The organism is Vibrio spartinae (assembly GCF_024347135.1).
In the GTDB taxonomy this organism is placed as follows: domain Bacteria; phylum Pseudomonadota; class Gammaproteobacteria; order Enterobacterales; family Vibrionaceae; genus Vibrio; species Vibrio spartinae.
The window spans coordinates 2,247,281-2,274,181 of record NZ_AP024907.1; the positions used below are offsets into that span (position 1 = coordinate 2,247,281).

The following is a 26,901-nucleotide window of genomic DNA, read 5'->3' on the forward strand; positions in this document are numbered from 1 at the left end:
AAACAAACCGGTTGTTATTGGTCCGATTGACCGAGGCCCAATTGAAATGCCTGAAAGTGGAAAGCCGCTTTTGCCTGCTGCGCTTCGGCCTGTCCGTCCCGTGAATAGGCACGGTACATCAGATAGTCAAACAGCAAAGGCGTATAGATGTCGTGAATATCCACCCCATCGGCGTCCCGGCTGACATGCAGGTACCGTGAGTAGGTCAACTCAATCGGCTGTACCGACTGAGTTGACGGGAAAATAAAAAACGTCAGTGGATCATCTGGGTTTCGCATCCAGTTTGTGGGGCGCGTATCCATTTGTCTGCGCCAGTCCGGATAAAGATGACTGATGCGCTCCCGCTCTGCCTGCTCTAAGCCATACCCGTTACAGTGATTCACCGACAGCAGTAGATAGGCATCATCCGGCAGCGGCACCCGCCACTGTCCGGCAGTAAGCTGAATTTCCACGGTTTTATTTGACAGCGCCGGGTAAGCCAGCGTTATGGCGGCCAATGCATCATTGAGACTGCACCGGTGAAAATCTTTTGACCAGAGCGTAAATGTGTCATCAACAAGAGCATTGCCCACACGGATAATCAGTTGATTGACATCAATCATCAGAAAAACTCCCGGTGGCGGCGGTGCTCCGGTGACGGATTCAGCTCAGGGAAAGTTTCAATCCGCCAGCGGTAAGCACGGCGAATCCCTTCCGTGAATTCGCGCTCATGATGTGGGGTCAACTGACTCTCCGGACCGGTTTTTTCTGAATCGAGTATCGCCGCCGCACCATGACAAATCACCTCACACCAGTCGGACAGCAACGTTTCAGGCACATACCGGGTATCTGGCTTTGGCTCAACAACAGAGACAAACTGAACATGACACGCATCTTTATAAAACCGGACAGCGTCAAGACCGGTCATGATGTAATCCATACCCTGTAAGAGTGGTTGCCCGTGCGATTGAATACCAAGCACTTTCGCCGCTTTGATACTGCCCGGATGATTACGATTTTCATCGGAGCCTTCCACCACGTTGACCGTCTCCCCGGCTGATATCAGGTCAATGGTCCGCTGGTGAACAATCGCCTGACTTTTTCGGCAGAACGTGATTGCCGCCCGGACGATTGCCGTTTTCATTTCCGGGACAATCCTATCGGAGACCATCGTGCGTAGTGTCGGCAGAAATTTATCAACAGCAATCATATTCATGATGACTCCCCTTCTCCAATGTCCTGCATTGCGCGGATCGTATCCCGAACCCGGAGCCGGTAGTCCTCGGCACTCTCCTGAGCCCCTTTGTCATCAATAAGCATGTCAGCCCCTTCAAGCAAAGCTGCAATCTTCGGACTGTTCATCTTCTTCAGATCATACGGTTTGTCTCCGACCATGACCGTAAAGTCCGCATCAATTATCTGTTGTCTGGCCACATATTCCTCATCAGCCAGAGCCTCGGCTTGTGCCTGCTCCTGCGCCGCTTTCTGACTGAGCACATCATCTAATTTTTCTGCTTCGATAAACACCTGCTCAAACCGCAGCAGGTTTGCAGCAACAGAGCCTTCCACTTCAATCGGGGTCATCCGGGGAAATACCTGCCGGGTGCCACTGACCGTATCCCGCTTAAATGCTTTGGGACCGATATAAACAATCGAAACTTTACTCATAAAATCACTCTCCGGAAAAAGAAAAAGGGCGCAAGCGCCCTCAATGTGGGTGGGTTATCGGTCAATAGCCCGTGGCAATGTATTCGGGTCTGATTTGAAGAGTCCCGGTGGCGGAGTCACCTTTGAGAGTAACCGTCAGTTTCTGTTTTTCCCGTGTATACGCCTCACAGTTGATGGACTGACTGTACTCTCCGGATAAGTCCACATCTTCGGCCAGCAATATCTCTCCCAGCCGGATATCGGCCATGACCCCCTCACCCAGACCGCTCGTCGCAATCCGCAGTCCGATGAATTCAATCCCAATGGGGATGTCCAACATTTCAATCACATCCCCGACAGCAGCCCCCAAAAGAGTAACTTTTGATTTTGCAACAGAAACATTGCCGTGTGTCCCGACATACAGCTGGTCATGCATCGACGGCGCGCTAATCACTGTCATGATTTGTTCTCCTGTAAAAAGTTATGCCCCGGCTGATTTGGTACTGACTGCCGTATCTAATGCCATGACGCCATGATCATTTAAGCGACCCGACTTATCTTTAAAGCGGATTTTTTTCAGACCATTCATCCATGCAATCGTGATTTCCGTGCGATTTCCGGCATCTGTTTTCTCTTCATGAATCGAAAACTGACTGCCGTTTTGCGTTTTACCCCAAGCAGAGGCAAGTGCCTGTCCCCCGAGAAGAATGGCCCGGTCAATCGTTGTCCCGGCACTTTGCTGTGTTACGGTAGCGGCATGATTATTCATAGAGATCTTCACCGTTGAGCCGGGATTGAACCGAACCGGACACCCCTTGTACTTACGCACCAGAATATTGCCCTGCATTGCACACTCACCACTAAAGACCGGGTGTTTAAAGTTCCTGCTCCGGGTAATTGCGTTAGCCACCAACTGTTGCCAGTCTTTGTGACTGGCGGTCTGTTTCCAGTCAAACCACTGACGAGGGGTTACGTTCAGTACATAAAACGGTTCATCCCCGGCCAGCTCATCATGCGTGAACCGTACTGGCTGAATGGGATGTGCCATTTCTTCTAAATAGAGGGACATGCTATCGACAACTTCAAGACTGAACACATCAGCCTGATCGATTGCCTCAAATGTTGTTGCATCGCCACCGAAAAAATGACGGTCATAAGTGGGCGGTAACACGTCATTAACCATGATTTCATCAAACTCATCATGGCTTTCCAGCGGAACAATAATGTCATCGTGCATATAATCCCCTCGGGCACCGGCCAGATGAAAAGTTGCGGTCTGGTCCTGCAATGTATTGAAATATGGCCCTAACAAAGTGCGCGCTGTTCTTCTCAAATCATGAACTGTACGTTGCTGGCTCATTTTTCCACCAGCATCAACTTGGTGGCGTCCCTGATCGATTGATAATTCAAATTCGGTGAAATCCAACGATTCACCCCGCCCGGAGATTTTTTTATCCCCCATGGTCGGACGTTTAGAGAGACCGTGAACGATATTCATATCGACGGTATCCCCTGCGGTTTTTTTTAAATCAGACACACGGATAATGGGGGCGTGAGGTGATGTCTGGCGATTGCCCTTTTTATCACCGGTCGCTGCCTTCGGCGCATCTTCGGTGAACATATTGACAAACGAACGGTTACGCTGGGATGCAGTAAACAACGCCGCTTGCTGAATTTTTCTGGCCTGCGCCTGAGTAATGGTTGTCATAAATGCTCCAAACAAAAACGCCCACCGGTGAGGGTGGACGCTTTTAAACGGTTGGCGTGGATACGCCGGGGTTATGTATCGAATTCGGACAACAGCGCTTCAATCTGTGCGTCTGTCATCCCTGAGAACATGCTCTGGATGTCGGTTTCATCTGCTGTTGCCAGCCGGTCTTTGGGGGAAAGCTGGTGTGTCGTGGTCTGCCCGACCTCCGACGGAGAGGCGGGTAAATCATCAGACAGGTCTTGAGCTTCTGCGGTTTCCTGCTGCGCTTTGACTTCGGACTGTTTCTGATCTTTTACCCGTCGAGCCACCTCGGCAAAGCGCTCATTCAACGGCCTTTGACTCCAATTCGGATCGGCTCGTAACTCGTCGTCGATGTCCAGAGCCTTGTTCCACTGCGCCCCCCCTTCCTGCTGCCATGCCCGTAAATCGCTATTCTCCGCAATTGCATCTGCAAGCGGATTTGACGGTGAGGCTGGCTCATGGGGTTGCCGGGACTCAAACTGATCGACTCTTGCATACAGGTGACGGATCATTTTGCCAATTTCCGGATAGTCTTCTGCCAGTTCATTTAACTGCTCTTCAGTGACGTTGAAGTTTTCCGGCAGATCTGCCGGGGCAACACCCAATGACTCTAACTGCTGATTCCGTAGCTCAAGCAGCCTTTGATCATCACTCCACTGGCTTTCACGCGACTTAAACTCATCAAGTTGCTGCTGAAGCTGTTTGTTCGTCTCCCGCTGCCGTTCAAGCACATCGAATGGGATAATGTGCTCACCATCTTTGGCGGCGATCCCCTGCAAAGCGGTGGTTTCAGAGGTGTCAGGCTCATCCTGCGAAGCTGCCGAACCTTCGCTGTTATCGGCGGTCGGTTTACCTGTTGCGCTCTGCCCGTTCGAAACATCGGCATCATTGTCAATTTCCAGCTCGTCAGCTTCAATTCGATCCAGTAGTGCCTCAATTTCTTCCGGGGATTCATTGCCGGTTAATTCATCCAGTTCAAAACTCATATCTCTTCTCCTGCTATAGACTTATCGCTGTCTGTGCGCTCGGTAGCTCTCGTAAAAACCATCTGACTCACAGGCATAAAAAAAAACCGACAGCCTTGCAGCTATCGGTTGATGTCGTCTGGTATTCCTGAATTGCGCGCAATAAAAAAGCCACATCTTTTTTGGACGCGGCTTTGCATGATGGGGAAATTCTGGACTAGTTTTTTGGGAGAATCAAATCTGTGTTATCTCTTCACCTGAGCCACACAATAGAACGCCGAAACGCCCGCTTCTTTGCACTGGTACGCTTTAAAGGCACTCAGAGTGATTGGTGAAATAATCATCGCAATTGCGATAATTACAGCGGCTCCAATAATAGCCTTCGGAATGTCCATTACTCACAGCTCCATAATAATAAATGTTGAACAGATTTCATCATAACGACAGCGTGATTGCAGCAGTTTACCCAATCTATATTTCCAATAGTGTCATTTAAGAGAACAACTTATCAAACCACTTTCTGAGAAATGATTTTTGAACTTTATTGAGCTTTGCTTGATAACTTTAGGTTTTGAAGGGGGACAGCCCCGTTTCCACGACCATTTGCTTAACTTTTCTAATGCATTTAATATGCACTCTATGGATTACCATTAATAACTCGTTTATAACCATTAGGTGAATCATATAGACGCCCCTAGTGAAAAAGGCTTTTAATTGCAACAAAAATTATGAATGATATACAAAAAACAAAAAAGCTAAGGTGGATGGCAAAAATATATCTTGGAGGGTTGTTGTTACCTTTCGTATTGGCAGCCTTATCGACTAAAGAGAATGGTCAAGCTGCATTATTTATTATGTGGCCGTTGCTTTCTGGTTGGTATTTCATTGTCTACAGAAATATGGCAAAGAAGTATGAGTGCAAGATAACAAAACACATGGCTTTTAGCCGAGGTGGAGGTGGGACTTTTCATGGTGTTTTGTATTATTGGTCATCCTTTGTTCTAATGATTTTATTCTTAGTCATTGTTCGGAATTTATTTAATGAATAAACAATGACACTTATAAAAAAACCGACAGCCTTGCAGCTATCGGTTGATGTCGTCTGGTATTCCTGAATTGCGCGCAATAAAAAAGCCCCGTCTTTTTTGGACGCGGCTTTAGATGATGGGGAAATTCTGGACTAGTTTTTTGGGAGAATCAAATCTGTGTCAGTACATAATTAACTAAATTGGTTTTGGACAGAAGTGAGCTAGCACTATTGCTATAACACGTTTCTGTCAGATTAGTAAAAGTATGTTGAGGCCTTTAGCTCTTGTTATAGCCCACTGCATATTCTCGCGTAGACATCGTCCAGACTACCTTTGTCCGTTAGTGATGAATGTCGCCCGTCTGGTTCAATGCTAAGTTCGAACGAATTATACCACTCAGTTCTAGGCCCAATGTAGACCTCTGCATGACAGGACCCATTATCATTAAATTGATCAGCTGTAATATCTATTACTAAATCTCCGTACTCTAGCCAAGCATGAGATCCAATTTCTCCATCGTCTCCGCCATCCCGACCATGAACATAACTGCATACAATGCCTGTTTGCTCGAAAATGTATGTTGCTAGCGTTTGTGATGTATCACCGCAGCAAGCTGTTGGAAATTGGCAAATACCCATTGATGAGTTCCACGGAAAAGCCGATTTAGGAAACGATAAAATCGCTTGTCTAAACCTTTTTGCAATTTCTTCTATCTGCTCAGTTTTCATTATTCTTCCGCGTACTTTGACTTGTTATAAGGCATCACTGACTAAACTTCCTTTTTAGAGACTCAATTATGGGAGCATCACTTACCCCTTTTGGAATTAGAGGGTCGTCATCTGAATGAATAGCCATAACTTCTATATCATTTGGCCCTATCTTCCATGCTTCTAAAACGTTAATGTCAAATTTTCGGATTGATTTTTTCTTCGCTAATGAGTTCTCTATAATCCGTTCATTCTTAACTACTGCATAGCTCAAAATATAGCTTTTTTGCTCTTTAAATGCAGATAGAAACCTATTAAGGTTTTCAGATGTCGAGGGGGTCATAGTATTTATTCTCGCAATCATTTGAAGAGTTTTGTTCGAGTCAAAAGTGGGGTTTTCACTAATACAAACTCTGTAATGTGCAGGATGTTTTCGGTCAATATTTCTAATAATTGATATTCTTAAGCGATCTTCTCTGTCTTCACTACCAATTTCATTTTCTAAATCTGAGAAAATAGCTTTTGCAGCTTGTTCATCTTCAAAAAGTAAAGTTAATTCAATGTCTCCATTGGGATAAATTGCATATCCAGTCCCACACCATACAGTTCTATCCCACAACCTTATTTTTATAAGATCCTGTACCTTCATATCTATATGAGACAAACTTTCACCATCAATCAACCCTTCGGGTGGCTTTCCCTCTCCGGTCTTCAAATCGGTCAATGATTTTGTCGCTGGTTTAGACTTTGGAAAGCTAGAATCCCATGGCGAAGAACGAAGCATGTCATATTTTTTGTATTCGGAATCACGAAGAATAGATTTAATATGATTAACAGCATCATTACCCATTATGTTTTGTAAACCAACAAAGCATGACCCAAATGATACGGAACGTTCTAGAGCCCTATCTTCGTCAAGCATAGATTCCAGAGTACTCTCTATATTTTTTGGCCTAACGATGCGCGAGAATACGTCAATTACAAAATTATGAAGCCATTTTTGGATAATTATTTGCCCAGAAACGTTCAACATATCAGGGGTGAATGATGAACACAGAACATTCATTTTCAGAGTTCCACTTGCATCATCAACTTCATGTGATATCTCAATTTCGTCATCGTCATCTGCTGTAATTTCAATTTCAAGATGAGACTCGTATATAAATACTTGATCAACCATTCCTGTTGATAAAAAACCTTCTAAGACAGAAAGTAGTGTTTCCGCTAGTTCCACCAAAGGACTTCTAAACGGAAAAGAAACCCCAATTTCACAACCCATGACGTAACTTTTCAAGTAACCATATCTTTCTTCACAATCAATTAGCTCTGGTACAGGCGCACCTAAATCTGTATCTCTAACCATTGTTAGATAATCTATATACTCGTTGTCTATATTCAATTCGTACTCTTTTTTTACAAGATCTTCATGACCTAGTGAATATAACAACATAGCTCTACTAACGAATAGTTGAGCCTTATCTAAAAGATCGGGTAAGCATTGAAGTGAGCTTAGCCCATCGATAGGGGTATTGAGTATGCATTGAGACAAATATGCATCAAAAGAAAGGTATTCAGTTTCCGATATGGTTTCTTCTTCAACCTGAGACGAGACAACAGATGCCAGTTCCCACCATGCGAGAGCGTAATTTAATCGACCTAATTGAAGTTCAATTTTAGCAAGCCGCATATATGCGTATACTTGGGCAGATAGAATGTCACCACTACGCCAAAATTCGTCTGTAACTATTGATGCAGCGAGCAATAAATTCGCGCGCGATGCCCAAAGCAAACCAACTTTCTTGTAAGCCGCTGAAAGAATATTTAATGCAGCATAAAGGTGTTTTTGGGACTCTTTTTTGTATAGTGCTGCAAGAGATTTACCAATTAACTTTATTGATTGATATGGTTCGTTAGATTCTAGGCGCCTTGCGCCCCTCTTAAGCCATAAAACAGCCCCCTTAACTTCTCCCTCACGACGTGAGGTATACTCTGTGATATAGTCAAGTAAATTTTCATAATTTTCTAACTCACTAAACAAACTATCTAATTCGGTAACCAAGTTGGATACTTCATTAAATGAGAAACCTACTAAATTCTCACCTTCTTTCATAATTTCGTGTATTGATGAAAATATGGCTGAGGCTTGGTCTATATTCATGATGGAATGCAAATTTAGTAATTCAATATAGATCCTAGACATCAAGGAATTACTGGGTCGTTCATCCTTTTCTGCAAGCTTATTTAGTTCGCCTTTTGCCTCTGAAAGAAGTGATTCGATATCGAAATCACTTTCACTACCTCGATAGTAGCTCGAATAGAGACCAAGAAGCGATACTGTATCTCCCCATTGGCGTGATTGTTCAGTTTCTTTCGCTATCTGCAAACATAACAGTAGCTGCTCGCCAAATATAGCCATGTCTTCAAACCACCAATAGGCAGCCCAAGCATACTGATAGTGAGCATTAAATCGATGGAAATTTGTGCCAAATTTTTCAGCTGCTTTAATAGCTCTTAGAAAAAGACCCTGCGTTTCAATTGTGGGTTTTTCGAGCTCCTTTGACAATACCGCGACCTCTAATAACCAATCCAATTGGTGGGGGAGTACTTTACTAGTGACTATTTCATTTTTTATTGATTCTTCAAGCTCATTGAGCCTTACATTTCTAGCGTAGTCATTAACCCCGATTTCTATTTCTCGGCGCCAATCTATATCAATCGACAAGCAATCAATCGCTAACTGTTCGTAGCCATTGGTAAATATTTGATCTAGTATCCAAGAGATATCTAGAATTCTTACATCAATTCCAGTTTCTTTCTTTAACGAGTCTTCCAACTCACTTCGCTGATTAGCTTTTGCATACATATTTGTTACACAAAATGCTTTTTTGTAATCTCTGTCAGTAGCTTTTATTTTTCGAACATCTTTCCTGCACTTAGCTTTCCAAGCTTCTTGTGTGCTTACTGCAAAAGCCCATCGTTCGTTATTTGAATTTTCATTAATTCCAATATACCAAAGAACTTTAGATTGTTCTGATACAGGAAACGTTTGTGTATCTACCTTCCCATCCCCACCGGCAACCGGACCTGTTTGCTCCAGCAGATTTGGACATATGACTTTTTCACAGAGTTTTTTAGCGAAATCTTCAAATGCCAACTCCATATTTCTTCTGTTAAGCGTAGACAGCTGAAATTCCAAAACAGAACGATCTAGTTTACCAACTTCCTTTATTATTGAGTCGGAAAAACGCTCTGGTCTTCTAGCTTTTAGAAATACCCTTGGCGAAAGACTTGAAGTACTTGCTATCTCTGCTCCCATTTTTCACCCCTTTTCATGCACATATTTAACGCTATTCTCTTAAAAGACTTAACGATTACTAGACCTGTAACTTATCGAACAGCCCTATAACAGCGTCATTTCAGCAGACATTGTCTTTATTATTTCCAGAAAATAATAAAGACACAACGCCAGCAACACACAGTTATATTAGTCTTATTCTTCTTTGCACTCTCAAATTGCAGAACATGTTTATACAGTCGTGAGTGCTCAACTAGACTCATAATCTGCCATTAAAAAAAGTAGGTCAAGGAATGAAAAGAGAAAATGGTCAAGAAGCTCGTGCCAAAATTAAAATGGGGCAGAATCAACTTAGACTGACCTATCAGACCTGATCACATTGTGGTTTGTGAACTGACAGGTCGAGTCTCAGCTATTTCAATTGAATATTACTTGTAGAGTGGGTCGAACACTACCCCAACAACTGCTTTTTCATCATCACTGACATGAAATGTCTTCATTCCTATTTCATATTCAAGGGTTGCCAGTGAACGAACACCATTGACCAGATTTTCTGTCAGCAATTCCTCATTTTTGTATATGAACCCTATCGACTGATGCAATGACGGAATATAGAGCGCTTTGTAGAATTTATCCGGGATTTCTATCGTACCACCCTCGACAAAGTCATGAGTATTGTGAGTCACGCCAGTAATAACATACACCGGGACATCCAAATTTCGAACAAGTTTATTGATCCGTCCTTCAAGAGTTCTCCATCCTACCCGATTCATTCTCTCATGTTGCGGAGCCGCATTTGTGTAATACACACTTTCAGTTTCGGCGTTGCACGATACATCAACATTTGCTCTGGGAGCCAGATGCCCCTTGTCCCAGACATTGTCATCGTAGTCATCATCATTCGCTTGCTCAGACTCCGGGATTGCCGGGTCTGGTCTAAAGTCTGGATTCGAAGAGCAGCTTTTCTCAACGCTTTCTTTAGTGAGTTGATACGCGGTCCAATCAGGCTCTCTCAGCTTCCGGTTATAGCCTACTTCAAATGACTCATGACAGAGAAGAGTATCACCTTCTGGTATTCCATAATTATCATGGGGGAAACAGTCTGCATACACTAATCCGGATACAAACATTAACCCTATACAAATAGATTGAAATTGTCCGTTTCTCATTGTTTTAATCCCGTCAGCCAATACACACAAAGTTTAGACAAAAAATAGCCCCGTCAACATAACGAGGCTGCAAAAGACACTATCGGCTAGGTTTTGATAATGCAAAAGCATCATATAAATTTTTGATCTTTAAAGCACACTTATTTATGTGAAGTCAGTCGGATAACATGGGATGGGCTCATACGAACAACCGAAAATTTTTCTTTAGTATGAACGATTAACCAACGCTTAGAACCCAATTTTAGAACGGTATCCCATTATTAAATCGTCAACAGCAACTCTTTCAGAGTGAACAACTACTGTCATAGTATCATCATCGGCTTCGTTCAAATTCTGCCATTCAATATATTCATCGTATTTCCTTAATTAATTCTATAATTCTTAGTTAAACAGGTAAATAATTATTACTTACAACCTAATCCATCAGCCCAAAAGGATTCGGATGCCCTTCTAGATCAAAACAATCTGTACGAAATAGAAAATCATGCCCAACCAAAAAAGGAATAAATTTTCCATCATCTAAAGATAATTCTTCATCTGGTTTGGTAAAAATTATACATTCATGAGTTTGATAATTTCCTCTCCCCGATTGAATGTCTTGATGAGCTTCAGACGTGAGATCTAAAATTGTACCGTCCGGTAAAGTGAGCCAGATATGCGCATCTAATGTTTTATCGGATTGTGGGGAATTTATCTCCTTTTCAATATATTCATAGGACATCTCACAATAAACATCGTTGTACCACCGTCGTTCTCCAATAGTAACAATGCTGTTCACACCAAGTATCTTCTTTAACACCATATGAATCGCTAAATGAACCGGGATACATTTTCCGGCAAGAGTTGATGAATCCTCAAAACCATGCCTTTGGGCAACACCGACTGCGAGTAAATAAATTTTATCTCTCAAAGAGTCAGAAAGAGAAGACTTGAAAGGAAGAATAGACTCCGGAACACTCAGACCCAGTTTCTGGGTTTTTATCAATGCATTTTTAAACAATTCTTTGTAAAGCATAATCAACTTATTGATGAAAGAAAAAGGCCATGGGATAAAATGGTACTAGGCTCATATTGATTTGTTAACTATATAATTAAATGATTCTTTCTTAAGCCGTTTATCCAGTAACCGAGCCGCCTCGTCATGCTCCCGGTACAGCATACTCAGAATCCCATCAAATGCGGGTTTCAGATCTGAATGCCATAACTTCTCTGAAACATGAATGCCTTTCGTACGTAAATACTTGAAAGCATTGCCAGCATTCGGCATAAAACTTCCGACTCCTGAACATGCTGAACACACGGCTTTTGCCGACCTCCCACACCCATGACACTTTGGACACTGACATGATTTTTGGGCTTGTTCACTTGCCCAGAGACATAATCGCGATTCTTCACGGTTGATCAATTGTTCATATCTGCTGATTTCATTATTTATTTCCCATACTCTGAAATCTGTCATTACTGTTAGGAGTCGGTTATTCAAGAGGGCAATATGGGTTTCATATTGTTTTACCAACCGTCTACTCCGTTTTGCCTGAGCAGAGTGTTTTTGCCACAGCGAGGCCAGTTTTCTGATTTGGTCTTCCGTAGGCCGCCCCAGAAAAATCATGAACGCTATAGATGATAATTGACGCAGAATATCGGGACGAGCTGTACTGGATTCATTCACATAGTCATCCAGATATTGCCCGACCCGCCGAACTGCATAGCTATCATTCAGCCAACGCGCCATCATTAAATCACACCCGAGCGGATGCTGATACTGTATAACACCTAGCACCGCAATAATCACATCACCAGTCAGTATTGGTCGGCCTCGCTGTAGCTCCGGGGCTCTCTCCAAATGCATTCTGATGAATAGTTCGATAGCCTTATCACTCATCGTTTTACTCTCCGGGTTAAATTCAGTTTCGGTGTCCACCAGCGCGATATCCGGTACAATGATTAAGCGGCTTCCCTGACTTTCACTTTTGTCATATCCCGCTCCCAGTGCTCAAAAATATGCTTGTGAGGCTGTCTCCCTTTATCGTTCTGATACGCATGAGCAAGCCAGCTCCGGCAGATAATATCCGTCGGAACAAATTGATAGCTGAACATCCGGATACCAAAGTACTGGGCAACTTCGTTCAACTGACAGGCATATTCTGCGGCAACCTCTTTCTGAGACATCTTGAGCACTGTACTCAGTGAAATGCCCAGATGTTTGGCAATAAAATCATGGGCATCACTGGTATTCATCGGCATATGCCGGACCAATGCTGAAAATGCATGGTTCATCAGTTCACGACGCATGGCTGCGATTTCGTTGATTGTAAATTGCATAGTTTCCTCCTGTTATTTTCTGTAACTTTTCCATTGAAACGAGATCCATTTCCCACCGTTAGCCCTCATCCGATCCATGATCCGGACTCCCAGCACACTGTTGATTGTCTGAGTGTCCGGCGCTTCAGCACCGGAGGGAAGATTGGTCAACATCCCAGTAGGTTTAAACCTGCATGTCCGCTGATCCACAATCTGATTGAGCACCAGCCGTTCCGCATCAGAATTTCTCTGTAGCCCAACCTCATCGAGAACCAGCAAGTCGAAATCAATCATGGTTCGGAGAAACTGATCTTCGGAGACTTCACTGCTTGCCTTGTAACAAGCTCGTAATTTCTGCATCAGCTCATTGACGGTGATGACCAGACATGAATATCCGACGGCCATCAGCTCATTACAGATTGCTGCTGCCAGATGATTTTTTCCGGTTCCCGGCTGTCCTCCGAAAATAAATCCTGTCCCATTGTTGAGATAAAAATTATCGATATACCACCGGGCAAAATCCGCTGCTTTGCGGTGCCCTTGGGTTAAAAGTTCGAAGTTTTCAACCCGGCAATGCTGATGGATGGGTAAAACACCACACCGGCTGAAAGTCCGTTCAGCCTTAAAATCATGAAACTGCTTCCTGAATCTTTCGTCCTGTCGGGCTTCATCTTCAGCACGTAAACGCTTCAAGTCTTCCCATGAATATTTATGGCTCCCCTGAGCAGCCCGGTGTTTAATTTCATTCAAAGTGGTCATGACTCTCGCCCCCCGTCAGGCTCCCATTCCCACCCGGCAGGCGGGGTAAAATCTGTTCCGATATAATTCACTCCCTGAGAAACAGACGGCGAGGAATGGCGATGACCGATATGATTCGCCAGCCACTCAAATTCACACCCCTGCCAGCCTCTGGAAATACAAATCCTCAGCACCGCATCGACAGATAAACCCAGTTCATTTCCGGCCCGATGCATCACCTTCCCCATATGACTCAGGACGGTCTGCGTAATGGCCGCCCGTTTACCTTTCCTGAGGGTTTTCCAGTCATTCAGCACCTGTGGATCAGGCAGAGTCGGCCAACATGAGAAATCCAGTTTCTGAGCAATTTTCTTTTTTGGTTTACTTTTTCCATCTTGTTTTTGATCCGTATTTATTACTAGATCAGTATTTATTAGTGTCTGGAAAGCCACATCTGGCTTTTCCTGATCTGGCTTTTCCGGCTCAGGGATATTCTTATCCGTATTTTCCATATCTGGATTTGCCGTATCAGGCTCATCGTAAATAACGTAGTCCAGCTCTCCGGACGCATGTTTTCTGGTTTTGATATATCCGGCATCTTTCAATTCTCTGAGGATCACATAGACCCCATCCCGTCCGGTTTTCTTCGCTGTCTCCGATGTAACCGTTGCCAGTTGAGAGGGACTAATTCGCCAGTTATCCGGCTTTGACAGGATGTAACCGAGTAGTCCCATCGCCTGAAAAGAAAGGTGCCCGCTCTGATAAACATGATTTCCAATCAGGGTGAAACTGTGTCTTCGTCTTGCCCTCTGGATAGCCATTAACCTGCCCTTTTTGTTGCTTGCTGAGGTTTCGCCAAATCCAGAGTCAGTGCAGCACTATTCCGACCAAAATCATCCGGGTTATATGTATAGGGGATCCGGGGATCGAGATGACATAACAACGCAACATGCTCAGGCACTCTGTTTTTAAAATGCTGGGCTCTGGTCACACCAAACGCCTGAGATATTTTTGCTTCGGTTCCGAAATGATTGATAAGGATCTGATACAACGTGCTCACTGAACTGCCTCATATGGAATGTTATGTTTCATTGCATTCTAAGGAATAGTTTCATTTCGACAAGTGATTTTCGTGACAAACCATAATTTTCATGACATTATGAAACAATACTTTCAATGAACTTACTCAATAGGTTTCATTTCAATGGAAACATTATCAGAAAGGTTAAAAGCGAGAAGGCTGGAAAGAGGGCTGACTCAGGATAAACTGATCGAAGAAATTAAACGTCTCTATCCACAGGTTGATTCACTGTCAAGAATGACGATTTCCAACCTGGAAACAGGGATGCAGAAATCAGTCAAGGACTTGATGTTACTGGCATTATCGAAAGTCTTGAATTGTAATGCTGAGTGGCTGGTCTGCGGGACTGGCGAGAAAGAGCCTCCCTGCCCTGCCGCAATCAGTCAGCCACTCAGTGTTGAGAACAAAGAGCACATGCAGTATTGCCCGGTGCAGTCTTGGGAACTGCTTCACTCATTCATTCAGGCACCGGATGCGACAATTTCAGAAACGACACAGTTTTTACTCTGTCCTCTGCCCACCGGTCCCCGAACCTTTGTGTTGAAAGTCCGGGGGGAAGCCATGACTCCCCGGTTTAAAGAGGGTGACTGGCTGTTTATCGATCTTGATCAGATTGAACCTACCCACAATCAATTTGTGATTTCCCGACATGATGGGGAATATACGTTCAAACAGCTTCAGGTCATTGAGGGTCGAAAATTTCTGAAGGTATCTAATCCCGACTATCCACCAGCGTTGCGTTATGTAGAAATCACCGGCAGTCATACCATCATCGGCACCGTTATCACGACGGTCAGCTCACTGTAATCACCTGCCACACCATAAAATCTCAGGCTGGAAAAGTTCAAAACAACCCGCCTGAGACGCAATGAAATAAAACCTTCAATTCATATCTATTCACAACTTTTCATCTTGGATAAAAACGCCCTTAAATAAGTGATACACATCACATAAATACTCGAATCAAATACAATTCCGCTGAATTATGTTGATTTCATTTCTATATTTTCTATGCTACTGAGCATTAGCGTGATGACAGGAAACAAGTAATGAAAACGAATGAACATGAACAGCAGAGTGAACCACTGTATATCAGCGATGAACAAATCAGAGATTTACTGGATATCAGCCAGCCAACGTTATGGCGGCTGACTAAAAATGGTGGCTTACCGGAGTCAATTTCCGGAATGAGAGGCAAGCGACCCTATGCAAAATTTAAAGCATGGGCCATTGAACGTGGGATGATGACGGCTACTCAATTTCTTCGGTTATAATCTGACACCACATTTCATACGCCTCTCGCTGCTCATCAGGATATTTGTAATCCAGATAGTGAGCATCAATGCCGGTGTGAACTTTATGCCCAAGCATCACCTCACTCACTTTGTAAGGAACCTTGCGCTCTTCCCAGATATTACGGGCGTTTCGTCTCATGTCATGGTTTGCGGTTCTTGGGTATCCCAGAGCTTGTATTGTGTCCGCCAGCTTGGTTCCGATTTTCACAACATTTGACCGATGCATCACCTGATCCCTGCCAAACCTTACGGACGGAAACATCACTTTAAAGTCAGGCCAGAGCTTCATTTGCTCGGCAATAATTTCAGTGGCTAAATCCGGTATGGCTCTCACAATGGGAGACGGATCTTTTTTTCTGTTTTTGTTATGTTCAACGGGAACGGTCCAGATTCGCTTTTCTAAGTCAAACTCAGATTTTGTCGATAGTCTGAGTTCGTTTCCCCGGCAGGCAAAAATCATCATCAGTTTTAATAAATTCCGATTACTCTGGTGCGTTGGTACGGTATCAATCGCCTTCCATAGCGCAATGACCCCCTCTTTTCCCTGCCGGGTTTTTCGTGCCTTAGTCCCTTCTCCGACGTCAGTTTTTCGTAGTTCTGCAATAGGATTAAACTTAATTAAACCATGCCTGACTGCATAGGAAAGAACACTTTTCAGTTTTGACATCAGACCCGCTGCGTGTTGAGCACTCACACGCTCCCGGGCTTTTTTGAAAACCGGCATAAAATCAATCAACTCAAGCTGTCGGACCGGATAAGCACCAATATAGGGACTAATATCCGTTTTAAACATCTTTTGATGCGCTTGCCACTGTATCACATTATCCATCGCATGATTTTCAATCCAGTAGGTAATCGCCTCATCGATTGTTATTGGCTTGGTTTTCGTTTTCAGATTCAGGCCGGAACGCGGGTCAATACCCTGAGCAACCAGATCAGCCTTATCGTCCCGAATTCGCAATGCATCCCGGATTTTCAACTCAGGATAACCACCGAGAGTCATTTTGAGTGGTTTACCGAAAAAATTAACCCGGTAAATCCATGAGATTTTCCCTTTAGGGCTAATCCGGACGCCCAGACCATCCCGATACGTTATCTCCGGTTTTCCGTTATATGGTTTACCACTGTTCGCCCGTAGCCATGCATCTGTAATTGCCATTATCCATCCTGTATGTACCAAAAATTTTGTACAAGTTTGGTACATATAAATACAGTATGCAAGGGATTTATTCAGAAAACCGTCGAATCAGAGTGAAACGTTAAGAATAAAATAATACATATTATTCAAATAGTTATATATTAATAATGCAAACTTGTGAATTATAAAGAAAGAGAGTGATAAGTATAAAAACATCAAGCCCCATTTATCTCTGAAAGATGAACTGGCGCACAGAGCACCAATGCTTCTGAAATCGAAAAACGTAATTGTGCGTCAAATAAGGGAGCCGGAGGCTAAGAGAATCCAAATACAACGATCATTCAGTCCCCGATTCTCCCCCGACAAACCTGTTCGGTTAACACCTGCAAGCGCTGTACTTCTGCCACCAGATAATTGAGTTCTTCTTCGGTGATTTCATAATGCTCTGAATAACGCGCTTCAATATAATCCCGTTGCAGGCGGCGGAAACTACGACGGTGGAATTTGTTGTCGAGTGGGAAAATCGTCTTAAACTCTGGCTCGATTTGCGCACACAGTTTATTCAGCCTTTCGATATTGTGGGATTTGGGTAAGTAGTTGGTGCATGTGAGTAATACACAGGCGAAGAATCTTTCTGTAGCTTGATGTAAATCGAAAGCCGCAAGGTTAATCATATCTTCTTCTGATTGATGGTAATGGTATGTTTTTACATAGTCACTACCAGCTTTTAACCACTGTTCATAATGCTTTCGGGCAATTTCCCGTTTTTCGGCCTCGGTTAAATCCCCCGGCTCAATCAGCGGTTTCGATGTTGCGGCAAACAGTTCGATTCCCTCTTCACGGATATCCTTAAAAAAATAGTGCCCCTGTTGTAGCCGCTCGTTTACTTCCTGCAAATCATGCACAATCAAACCCAGCGGGGCAGATTTCACTTTGCGGTCAATTTGCTCTTCAGCGCGCTGCCAGACTGCATAATCCTCCACTAAGGCAGCTTTGTTGACGATTACCAGAATATCGTAATCGCTGATATAACCATTAACCGGATCGCTGACCCAATTGCCTTTGGCATAACTACCGAACAGAATGATTTTCAGGATGCGAAACTCGCTTTTACTCCCCGTCTTACCCTCAAGATAGTCTTCCAACGTATCACGCAGAATGGTCGAGATCGTCGCAAGCTCTTGCTGTTTATATTCAGGCAGGTGATCGAGAGATGTTTTCATAATCACAATATGGGGTTAGTTATGGATGAATAGCGCTAGCATAAAAGAAGGGACTGACAAAGAACACCACCAACCCTCACTTTACGCACATTACTGGGAAAAATGCGATTCAATTCAAAGCAATAGTTCTGCTTACCCACTATACGGCAGTGAACGGCAGAAGAACACGCACATGAAATTTACACTGTTTCTAAGCTGCCTATGCGGCAGTGAACATCCGTTCTGGGAGCAGTTCATGCCGCCGAATTTTCTAAGCTGCCTATGCGGCAGTGAACGGGCAATGAAAAAAACCATTCGCTGGCTTTCGTTTCTAAGCTGCCTATGCGGCAGTGAACCAATGGTAATTCTCACTCGCTTGGACTGTATTTTTCTAAGCTGCCTATGCGGCAGTGAACAATGAACATATCACGAAAAAATAAGTGGCAGCAAGTGGTTAGCGACAAAAACCCTTTTTTACCTTGTTAAAATCACCTATTCGTAGCTTATTGTTTTTATTGGTTATTTTTTAAGGGCAAAAAAAGAAGGTCTAAACGGTTTAAATTTCATCCTGAGTGCATCGATCAAATTGGCTTTTAGAATGTTTCACCCAATTCAAATCAGCCACTGAAATAAGAAAACCATTCAAAGGCTTTTCCGGGCAGGACGCCCGTAAAAGCGGGTTCTGGACAACGTTCTCCCAAATCAAACAAAAAAGATTTTCTGGTTCGTCTTTCATCTCTGAAAGATGAACTGGCGCACAGAGCACCAATGCCTCTGAAACCGCAAAACGTAATTGTGCGTCACAATTTGGGGCCGGAGGCTGGGAAGGTTGAAAATTGAGGTGTGGTGATTTGGTGCGCGATTACTTTTGCCGATTTCATTACCATCTCCGAATGCGCCCCAGTTACTTTTGATAGATGTCAAAAGTAACCAAAAGCATCTTTTTGAGTTCAGCGCACGTAATCAGGGTCGGATTGATTCGCATCCTGCTCAGGCAATCCTGAAAAATCGTCCTGATTTTTCACCCTGAGATCATCGATCAATTGAGCTTTGTTGATTCAATGTTTCACTTTATTCAAATCAACCACCCACCAAAGAAAACCATTCACGGATGAATGGTTAGGCTTTTTCGGGCAGGACGCCCGTAAAAGCTGGTTCTGGACAACGCGTAACCAAGCCAAAACAAAAAAGATTTTCTGGTTCGTCTTTCATCTCTGAAAGATGAACTGGCGCACAGAACACCAATGCTTCTGAAATCGCAGAACGCAATTGTGCGTCACAACTTGGAGCCGGAGGCTGGGAAGGTTGAAAATTGAGGTGCAGTGATTTGGTGCGCAATGAGTTTATTGATTTCTGCGGCATCTGATGCACGCGCCCCAGATACTTTTGGCGTTCCAAAAGTACCCAAAAGAACGTTTTAGTTCGTGGACGCTGGCCGGGTCGCTTTTATTCGCTCCTGCTCAGCTCTTTTGTTAGGGAATTGCTTAAAATTCATCCATGAATTTTACCCTGAGAACATCGACCAATTTGGCTGCAAAAGATTTCACCCAACGCAAATCAACCACCCAACAAAGAAAATCATTCATGGAAGAATGATTAAGCTTTTCCGGGCAGGACGCCCGTAAAAACTGGTTCTGGACAACGCGTAACCAAGCCAAACAAAAAAAGATTTTCTGGTTCGTCTTTCATCTCTGAAAGATGAACTGGCGCACAGAGCACCAATGCCTCTGAAACCGCAAAACGTAATTGTGCGTCACAATTTGGGGCCGGAGGCTGGGAAGTTTGAAAATTGAGGTGCAGTGATTTGGTGCGCGATTACTTTTGCCGATATCAATGGCATCTCCGACTGCGCCCCAGATACTTTTTCACGGCAGAAAATGTACCCCAAAATGCCTAAGGGTTGAGTTCAGCGTACCGAATCAGGGTCGGATCGATTCACTCCTGCCCAAACAATCCTGAAAAATCCATCCTTGGATTTTTCACCCTAAGCCCATCGCTCATCTTGGCTTCAATATGCTTCACTCAAATCAAGTGGACCACCCAACCAAGAGAATCATTCAGGGAAAATAGCTCGGCTTTCAGGTAAGATTACATACCAAGTGTTTCTTGTTAAGTATGCGTATTATTCTTATTTTTTTAATACTTCACTGTTTATAATTGCCACCAATTCATTAGAACTAATCCCGACTCTAAATGGCGCTGGTATGTTCAACAATATTGCTGACGGGTCATCTCCCGTTTGCTGTCTAACAAATTCTATCTGCTCAGATATTTCATCAAATGATTCTTGACTATCTAAAAGATAAAGTACGCTGTTTAGTCCGAAATCAACACCACCCTCGTTGCCAATATTCAATGTACGTTTCAGTAGTTTTATAAAAATACGAGAAAACAAGCCGACTTCGGAAGTGTATTTGTCTATACCTTTGACAATAAAAACAGCTTCATCCGTTTTCCCACCATCATGACTAGTGGTATTGGTCCATGCAGGACCAATAGAGTGCCAAGGCAAAGTTATTCCTATTGTAGATAGCCAAAGGCCACTTTCTGAAAATTCAACAAGACCTTTATCCCGCCCTCGAAGCAATGCACTTGCAAACAGAGCAAGAGCAAAACCAAAGAAGGCTATCCCGAGAATTCCAATTAGGTTCATTTTAATATCATCAACGCGTAGTGCCAGAAAACAGCACCATATAAGAAACAATCCACCCCCCCAAACTAGAAGATGCATTTTTAAAGTCGGCTTAAGTGCTATCGGCTTAGATAAGCCATTTTTTTTATACTGTTCATATGGATTCATAACTTCTCTACCAATCAGAATTTACAGGGATTCGCCTAATACTATGTATAAATCTCAGTTTTAAAAATATATTGTATTATATTTTTGGCACCTAAATTATTACCATGAATATTATCAATTAAATTAATTATTACAAGATTATTATTTTTCCAAATCGTCACTTCGTTCTTCTGATATTAATCATAAATCATTAGTTAAAAAATAATTGATAATTTGTAAAAAACGATAGTTATAAATAACAAATTCAATCTCTTTGAAAATGTTTCACCCAATTCAAATAAGCAACAGAAAGAAGAAAACCATTCAGGGAAAATGATGAAGCTTTTCCGGGCAGAACACCCGGAAAAGCTGGTGCTGAACATCAGTCGCAATCACCAATCAACGACCAGGATGCATCACTGCCCGGCACGCTGTTGGTGTACCAATTGGCTTGATACAGCGTGTTTTGGTAAACCATCTGATCACCGGCGTTAGCGTGGTTATAGCCACTCCCGGGCCAGTCACTGGCAGTCCAGTTGGGATAAACATTCACACCGTTGCAGCGGTCTCCCGAATCACTACCTGATGAATTGATATCGATATCACCAGCAGCCGTTAATAGTGTAATGAAGTCCAGTTTGGCGCCATCTTCGCGACGTTCGATACGCAACGTATGATTGCCTGCCGCGAGGTGCTCGAAAGTCGCCAGTGTTAGTGTGTTCCAGCCGCTGGTTTGTTTGTTGTTTTGAATTGTCCAGTTACCATCATCCAATTTGAAATAAAACGAGTCGTCGTTGGCGTTTGGCAAGTTGGCACGGATCTGCAGTTGGACAGCGGTCGACTGCGATAAGCTAAAAGGAATTAAAACTTGGCCACTTGCATCATCCGATGCAGTATTCAGGAATTGATCACCGTTATTGGGCCAAACGATATACTGCGCTCCGGCATCTGATAACACGGAAAACGGCGCGAATCGTTCTTGGCTCGACAAGCTTTCCAGTTCGACTTGAGCGGAGGAACCTTCGGAGCCGAAACCCTGCCCGTTAATCGTAACTCGGTAACCATAAAAAGGATTAAAAACATCAACGGGTACAGTGAGCGAACCGTTAAACACAGTTTCTACCGATTGCATCGCGGTAACGGGCCCGGCAACAGGTGTATCTTTATTTGCCCAAGCGACATATTCCACTTTTACATCGACAGTATCGCCAAAACTGGCAGGGATATTGTTGAATACAACATTCGCAGTACCGGTGAAATTACCGCCGAGGCAGATACTGGCGGAACCGGACTGAGTGTCTAAGTTGGCGAAGCCATCCAAACCATCACCATTTTGACGGGGCGGTGTAACATTGAGCATGTTGCCTGTCATATCCCCATACCATTTATACAACCACCAACCACCACCGCGTTGATTATTGGCTGTTAGCAAACTCCCAAGCCTGCCCGGCAGGTTGGTGAACCACCAAGAGATATTCGCGGATTCTACCCGATTACGCTCGAATTTTGCGATAAACGGTACTGATACCCCGGGCGCGCCTTCATATTTATGCGTGTCATGGGAATACTCGTTGATGCTGATGGGACGAGGCGAAATGCCCAGCGCACGTTCCCGGGCACGGTAGTCAGCAATATTTGCAGTGATATTGCCTGAGCCTCCCAGTTCGTGCCAACTGATAACATCGGGAAGGCAGTTGTTTGCGACGCAATACTCAAGAAACGCCTGAATGTATGAGGCATGATACCAGGCTGCTGATGGCCCGATAATGCGTTCACCAGGATCCTGGCTGCGAATCAAGTCGTAGGTGGGTTTCCACAGGGATGATTTGAAGTTTCCGTTAACATCGTCATCCCAGGTAATATTGGGCTCATTGAAAATTTCATAACCGTAGTAGTTATTGACTCCCGAGGCACGCTTGTCTGCAATAACCGAGCGAACTCTCGCAGACCAATGTGACCAGCCCGACCACTGATAAGGCCAGCCGGGCAGTACATCCGCCAAGCGGACAGTCACTTCAGCGGTGGTGTTGGCCAATCTTTTAGCAACAGGGATGGCAGCGCCAATCGGCTGTTGGTACCCCGGCCCACTTCTGGCCGGTTGCGTATACATTCTGGGATGAAGCGGCGCGACATCACCATTGATGTCTGTAGGTAAACGCTCGGTGATACCGTAAAGTGCGCCAGATGCGGCGTGTGTGACGGGACCAATCGGATCTGACATGTCGACAGTGAGTGTTTCATTTTGTGCGTGAACATTCGTACAAAATAACAACAGTGCACCGCACAAAGCCGAAAATCGTTTTTTGATCATCGTTTTGAATCCTTGACTAACGTTGAGGTAAGTACCGACATTCTTTTGAAATGGCGTGTTTCATAAGAAAAACATGCTGGGAGAACTTTTCTCTTTATGGCTATGATCGAGCGCAGATTCGCCTATCCATGCTCACTTTTTGAGAAAGCCATTGTTTAAAACGCTGGAGAATAAGAAAATAAACAAAAAAGGTTTAAATTTTTGTAATCCGAATCGTTAAATACTTTGTTTAAATCGTTAAAGTTTATGAAGGCGATTGCACCTTGGGCGCTGAAGTCCTCGCCAGTGCAGCCCGGGGGATTGCCACACCCAAAGGGCCATATTTTGTGCATGGATCACGAACACGATTCTTCGGAGTCCTTAAAGCGGTTAAGCCTGAATGTTTTTGGTGCACAGCCGTATTCCTTTTTAAACAGCATATTGAAATAAGTCACATTGGCATAACCGACGCCAAGGGCGATTTGTTTGACGCTAAGGTGTTGCTCTTCAATCAGTAGTCGCGAGGCTTCTGCCAGACGAAGTTTATTCACGTATGCGGTAAACGTGAGATTTAACTCAGCTTTTAGGATCTTGTTAATTTTTGAGCGGGTGGTTCCCAGAGTGGCGGCAGCGCTTTCAATATTGATCTCTGGGTTAATGTACTCAACGGCAATATGGGAGAGGAGCGCTGACTTCGGATCGTCAGATTGCTGTTTGATCGATAACTGCTGATAGGCAATGAAGGGGCGATTGGTATTCACTTGCTCTTTTGCGCGGCGTATTTTTTCCTGTACATATCGTTTCATTAAAAAATATGCCAAGGCAAGCCAAGCAACGATGATGATCGCGACACTCCCCCACACATAACTCACGTTCTCCGAAACGAGTACCAAATCGGATATTTCAATTCTCGAGTGACTTCCTCTTGGACTCTGGAGCGAGTTATTGATGGAAAAACCGTGCGTTCTTCGTAAATCTGCAGTGCGATCTGTATACGCCAGACCATACCGCTCAAGCCACCAGTCAGCGGAATCCAGATCGTTTAATTCAAACGATATTTTGCTGCTTTGCTGATTGCAGGTTAGAAAATCCAGGCTAACGCGATAGGTTTCCGGTTTTTCAAGCTTTGTCACATGGTCCACATAGGTATAGAGCGCAAACACGAGAATATTTTCAGGCTCACATTTAATACGAAAACTGATTCTGGAATAAGGAGTTAGGTCGATCAGATCACGAACATCTTGTGGGTCGGCAAGATAGACAATAAAAGAGGTATAGGGATATTTCTCCTGTGTAGAAACAAAAAAATCGAAGGTGATGGGCTGCGACGTTTCTCCACGGTTTAACACAAGGACCTTGTCGTCTTGCTGCTGATCGGGCGGCTCAGTTCTGTAAAACCAGTGGATATCGCTGTGCTCCTGCGGCAAAAAAGCTGTTTCATGGGTGGAAAGGAGCAGCCCTGCATATAGCAGAATAGCGGATAGGACCAGGAGAACAGCAACACAAAGTAACGCTTTGCGATAAAATAATGTCATTCTTTTGATATTCTTTTTATCCATTGATGAATGTCTGATATATGAAAGCAAGCAAATCGAAAACAGTAGACGTCGAAACTGACTGAGGGGCTCAGCACCGGTGATGTTACATCATCCAGATGGTAATAGGCGCTACCGCCACCGTGATTTTGAGGTGTATCGCGCAGAATCGTTGAAATGGTCGCCAGCTCACGCTGTTTATATGTTCATCATTTATATGTTCATCAATAATAACTTCTGTCATCTTGATCTGTTCTTCCGTCAGATCGAAATCAACATCGAATCAAAATCAACAACCGTCAGATCAAAACCAACAATAAATTCCATTTGAAATTGTATACAATCTGTATCATGCTCTGACACACGTCATCAGCCAAACTTTTACTCATGGAGAGATTAAAACAATGCGGATTCTCATTGTTAACCCGAATACAACAGCCAGTATGACCGAAAAAGCCTGTCTTGCCGCCCGACAAGTTGCCTCTGAGGGCACGGAAATTATCGCCGTGACCTCGGCATATGGGCCGGTTTCAATTGAAGGCTATTATGATGAGGCGCTGGCTGTCCCCGGGATGCTTCAGGCCATTCAGGCCCATGAGAATTTCGATGCGGTGGTGATAGCTTGCTTTGATGATACCGGTCTGGACGCCGCTCGTTGCATCACCGATAAACCGGTGATTGGAATTGGTGAAGCGGGTTATCGGGTTGCCTCGATGCTCGCCAATAAGTTCAGTGTCGTGACAACCCTCGCCCGCTCGGTGCCGGCATTGGAACACAATTTATTGCGTTACGGGATGGAAAGACAGTGTATCCGCGTGCGTTCTTCTGAAATCCCGGTGCTTGAATTAGAACGCGACGGCTCAGATGCGGTGCAGAAAATCGGCCAGGAAATTGAGCAAGCGATTGGCGAAGATCGCGCGGAAGCGATTGTCCTCGGTTGTGCAGGGATGGTTGATCTGGCGGAAAAACTATCGACTCAGTTTTCAATCCCGGTGCTCGATGGGGTCACTTGCGCTGTGTCGCTGTGCGAAAGTCTGGTCAGACTCCAAGTCAAAACCTCGCGTCAGGGCGGCTACGCGCCGCCACCGAGCGAGAAAATGGGTAGCATTACCCCTTAAGTAGCATTACCCCTTAACGCCACCGGCCGTCAGACCACCGACTAACCAGCGTTGCGCTAACAAGAACACCAAGGTGATCGGCAGTGCCGATAATACCGCTGCCGCAGCAAAATCGCCCCACAAGTAGTTTTGCGGGTAAAGGTACTGCTGCATTCCGACCGCCAGCGTGTACTGATTAATATCAGACAAGAGCAATGATGCGACCGGCACTTCTCCGACTGCGGCAATAAACGACAGAATGAAGACCACGGCAAGGATCGGCACGGACAGCGGTAACAGTACCAAACGGAAGGCTTGCCACGGGGTCGCACCGTCCAGTGCTGCGGCCTCTTCCAATGAGCCATCAATGGTTTCAAAATAACCTTTGATGGTCCATACATGGAGCGCAATTCCCCCCAGATAAGATAAGATCAGTCCACCGTGGGTGTTCAAACCGAGGAACGGAATATACTGGCCTAACTTATCAAACAGGGAGTAAATCGCCACCAGCGCCAGCACTGCCGGAAACATCTGGAAGATCATCATGGCCTTTAAGATGAGACTTTTACCTCCGAATTTCATCCGTGCAAACGCGTATGCCGACGTGGTGGATAAGGCGACGATCAACACTGATGAGATCGTCGCAACCTTGACTGAATTCCACAGCCAGGTCAGAACCGGAAATGGCGGTGGAGTTACACTCCCGTCAGCATGGGTGACTGCAAATCCCAACGCTAATTTCCAATGCTCCCAGGACGGATGTTCCGGAATGATGCTCCCGGTGGCAAAGTTGCCTTCCCGTAATGAGATTGCCACGATCATCAGCATCGGAAAAATAATCAGTGAGAGAAAGAACCATAAGCCAATATGGGTTGCCCAGACTCGGTATTTCAAACTTTTCCCTTGAACCATTGCCATCATGC

At 44.3% G+C, this 26,901-nt stretch carries 27 protein-coding genes; 4 read left to right on the forward strand and 23 right to left on the reverse strand.

Annotated features, from left to right (window positions below; all coding sequences use genetic code 11):
• Positions 1–14 precede the first annotated feature (14 nt).
• From OCU60_RS09895 to OCU60_RS09925, 7 genes are all read right to left on the reverse strand, one after another.
• On the reverse strand, positions 15–602 hold the full coding sequence (locus OCU60_RS09895; protein WP_074374559.1) for a phage adaptor protein: 588 nt from the start codon (positions 600–602) through the stop codon (positions 15–17).
• The gene (locus OCU60_RS09900) at positions 602–1,195 is read right to left on the reverse strand and encodes a hypothetical protein (RefSeq protein ID WP_074374560.1); all 594 of its coding nucleotides are present in this window, start codon (positions 1,193–1,195) and stop codon (positions 602–604) included. Before OCU60_RS09900 ends, OCU60_RS09895 begins: the two co-directional genes overlap by 1 nt.
• The gene (locus tag OCU60_RS09905) at positions 1,192–1,647 is read right to left on the reverse strand and encodes a hypothetical protein (protein ID WP_074374561.1); all 456 of its coding nucleotides are present in this window, start codon (positions 1,645–1,647) and stop codon (positions 1,192–1,194) included. The genes OCU60_RS09900 and OCU60_RS09905 overlap by 4 nt, the downstream gene beginning before the upstream one ends.
• A gap of 61 nt (positions 1,648–1,708) precedes the next feature.
• Positions 1,709–2,086, reverse strand: a complete 378-nt coding sequence (locus OCU60_RS09910) for a hypothetical protein (protein ID WP_074374562.1) — start codon at positions 2,084–2,086, stop codon at positions 1,709–1,711.
• Positions 2,087–2,107: 21 nt separating this feature from the next.
• The gene (locus tag OCU60_RS09915; RefSeq protein ID WP_074374563.1) at positions 2,108–3,334 is read right to left on the reverse strand and encodes a N4-gp56 family major capsid protein; all 1,227 of its coding nucleotides are present in this window, start codon (positions 3,332–3,334) and stop codon (positions 2,108–2,110) included.
• 71 nt (positions 3,335–3,405) lie between these two features.
• The gene (locus tag OCU60_RS09920) at positions 3,406–4,344 is read right to left on the reverse strand and encodes a hypothetical protein (RefSeq protein ID WP_083602744.1); all 939 of its coding nucleotides are present in this window, start codon (positions 4,342–4,344) and stop codon (positions 3,406–3,408) included.
• Between the two features lie 224 nt (positions 4,345–4,568).
• Positions 4,569–4,718, reverse strand: a complete 150-nt coding sequence (locus OCU60_RS09925) for a hypothetical protein (RefSeq protein WP_159439490.1) — start codon at positions 4,716–4,718, stop codon at positions 4,569–4,571.
• Between the two features lie 333 nt (positions 4,719–5,051).
• Here OCU60_RS09925 and OCU60_RS09930 point away from each other — a divergent pair, with 333 nt between their 5' ends.
• Complete coding sequence (locus OCU60_RS09930; protein WP_074374564.1) at positions 5,052–5,372, forward strand: hypothetical protein; 321 nt, start codon at positions 5,052–5,054, stop codon at positions 5,370–5,372.
• Positions 5,373–5,638: 266 nt separating this feature from the next.
• Here the strand turns inward: OCU60_RS09930 and OCU60_RS09935 are convergent, their stop codons facing one another.
• The 9 genes from OCU60_RS09935 to OCU60_RS09975 all read right to left on the reverse strand — a co-directional run bounded on the left by OCU60_RS09935 (position 5,639) and on the right by OCU60_RS09975 (position 14,621).
• Positions 5,639–6,079, reverse strand: a complete 441-nt coding sequence (locus OCU60_RS09935) for a hypothetical protein (RefSeq protein WP_017047049.1) — start codon at positions 6,077–6,079, stop codon at positions 5,639–5,641.
• Positions 6,080–6,113: 34 nt separating this feature from the next.
• On the reverse strand, positions 6,114–9,374 hold the full coding sequence (locus tag OCU60_RS09940; protein WP_074374565.1) for a hypothetical protein: 3,261 nt from the start codon (positions 9,372–9,374) through the stop codon (positions 6,114–6,116).
• A gap of 407 nt (positions 9,375–9,781) precedes the next feature.
• The gene (locus OCU60_RS09945; protein ID WP_083602745.1) at positions 9,782–10,522 is read right to left on the reverse strand and encodes a DNA/RNA non-specific endonuclease; all 741 of its coding nucleotides are present in this window, start codon (positions 10,520–10,522) and stop codon (positions 9,782–9,784) included.
• Between the two features lie 415 nt (positions 10,523–10,937).
• Positions 10,938–11,537: a hypothetical protein gene (locus OCU60_RS09950; RefSeq protein WP_074374567.1), complete on the reverse strand. Its 600-nt coding sequence runs from the start codon at positions 11,535–11,537 to the stop codon at positions 10,938–10,940.
• 51 nt (positions 11,538–11,588) lie between these two features.
• Positions 11,589–12,404 (reverse strand): TIGR02642 family protein, encoded by an 816-nt coding sequence (locus OCU60_RS09955; RefSeq protein WP_074374568.1) that lies wholly within the window; start codon positions 12,402–12,404, stop codon positions 11,589–11,591.
• Between the two features lie 62 nt (positions 12,405–12,466).
• Positions 12,467–12,844 carry a hypothetical protein gene (locus OCU60_RS09960; protein WP_074374569.1) on the reverse strand — a complete coding sequence of 126 codons (378 nt, stop codon included), beginning with the start codon at positions 12,842–12,844 and terminating at the stop codon, positions 12,467–12,469.
• Between the two features lie 12 nt (positions 12,845–12,856).
• Positions 12,857–13,582, reverse strand: coding sequence for an ATP-binding protein (locus tag OCU60_RS09965; protein ID WP_083602746.1), 726 nt, complete (start codon positions 13,580–13,582; stop codon positions 12,857–12,859).
• The gene (locus OCU60_RS09970; protein WP_074374570.1) at positions 13,579–14,382 is read right to left on the reverse strand and encodes a helix-turn-helix domain-containing protein; all 804 of its coding nucleotides are present in this window, start codon (positions 14,380–14,382) and stop codon (positions 13,579–13,581) included. Before OCU60_RS09970 ends, OCU60_RS09965 begins: the two co-directional genes overlap by 4 nt.
• Positions 14,382–14,621: a hypothetical protein gene (locus tag OCU60_RS09975; protein WP_074374571.1), complete on the reverse strand. Its 240-nt coding sequence runs from the start codon at positions 14,619–14,621 to the stop codon at positions 14,382–14,384. The genes OCU60_RS09970 and OCU60_RS09975 overlap by 1 nt, the downstream gene beginning before the upstream one ends.
• Positions 14,622–14,765: 144 nt before the next feature.
• Between OCU60_RS09975 and OCU60_RS09980 the strand changes: the two genes are divergently transcribed.
• On the forward strand, positions 14,766–15,449 hold the full coding sequence (locus OCU60_RS09980) for a helix-turn-helix domain-containing protein (protein WP_074374572.1): 684 nt from the start codon (positions 14,766–14,768) through the stop codon (positions 15,447–15,449).
• 242 nt (positions 15,450–15,691) lie between these two features.
• Entirely contained in the window at positions 15,692–15,916 is a 225-nt protein-coding gene (locus OCU60_RS09985) for a hypothetical protein (RefSeq protein WP_074374573.1), read from the forward strand.
• Here OCU60_RS09985 and OCU60_RS09990 read toward each other — a convergent pair.
• The 6 genes from OCU60_RS09990 to OCU60_RS10015 form a co-directional block, all read right to left on the reverse strand.
• A complete protein-coding gene (locus OCU60_RS09990; protein ID WP_074374574.1) occupies positions 15,894–17,096 on the reverse strand; it encodes a tyrosine-type recombinase/integrase in 1,203 nt (400 codons plus the stop codon). The two genes, OCU60_RS09985 and OCU60_RS09990, sit on opposite strands and share 23 nt — an antisense overlap.
• Positions 17,097–17,416: 320 nt before the next feature.
• The gene (locus OCU60_RS09995) at positions 17,417–18,298 is read right to left on the reverse strand and encodes a HEPN domain-containing protein (protein ID WP_074374575.1); all 882 of its coding nucleotides are present in this window, start codon (positions 18,296–18,298) and stop codon (positions 17,417–17,419) included.
• A gap of 1,098 nt (positions 18,299–19,396) precedes the next feature.
• Positions 19,397–19,639, reverse strand: coding sequence for a hypothetical protein (locus OCU60_RS10000; RefSeq protein WP_074374576.1), 243 nt, complete (start codon positions 19,637–19,639; stop codon positions 19,397–19,399).
• A gap of 766 nt (positions 19,640–20,405) precedes the next feature.
• Positions 20,406–21,077: a hypothetical protein gene (locus tag OCU60_RS10005; protein ID WP_074374577.1), complete on the reverse strand. Its 672-nt coding sequence runs from the start codon at positions 21,075–21,077 to the stop codon at positions 20,406–20,408.
• 361 nt (positions 21,078–21,438) lie between these two features.
• Positions 21,439–23,367 carry a cellulose-binding domain-containing protein gene (locus tag OCU60_RS10010; RefSeq protein WP_205410530.1) on the reverse strand — a complete coding sequence of 643 codons (1,929 nt, stop codon included), beginning with the start codon at positions 23,365–23,367 and terminating at the stop codon, positions 21,439–21,441.
• Between the two features lie 335 nt (positions 23,368–23,702).
• On the reverse strand, positions 23,703–24,905 hold the full coding sequence (locus OCU60_RS10015; protein WP_205410531.1) for an AraC family transcriptional regulator: 1,203 nt from the start codon (positions 24,903–24,905) through the stop codon (positions 23,703–23,705).
• 380 nt (positions 24,906–25,285) lie between these two features.
• Between OCU60_RS10015 and OCU60_RS10020 the strand changes: the two genes are divergently transcribed.
• Positions 25,286–25,999, forward strand: coding sequence for an aspartate/glutamate racemase family protein (locus OCU60_RS10020; RefSeq protein WP_074374579.1), 714 nt, complete (start codon positions 25,286–25,288; stop codon positions 25,997–25,999).
• 6 nt (positions 26,000–26,005) lie between these two features.
• Here OCU60_RS10020 and malG read toward each other — a convergent pair whose 3' ends face one another.
• Positions 26,006–26,896: a maltose ABC transporter permease MalG gene (malG, locus tag OCU60_RS10025; RefSeq protein WP_074374580.1), complete on the reverse strand. Its 891-nt coding sequence runs from the start codon at positions 26,894–26,896 to the stop codon at positions 26,006–26,008.
• Between the last annotated feature and the right edge of the window lie 5 nt (positions 26,897–26,901).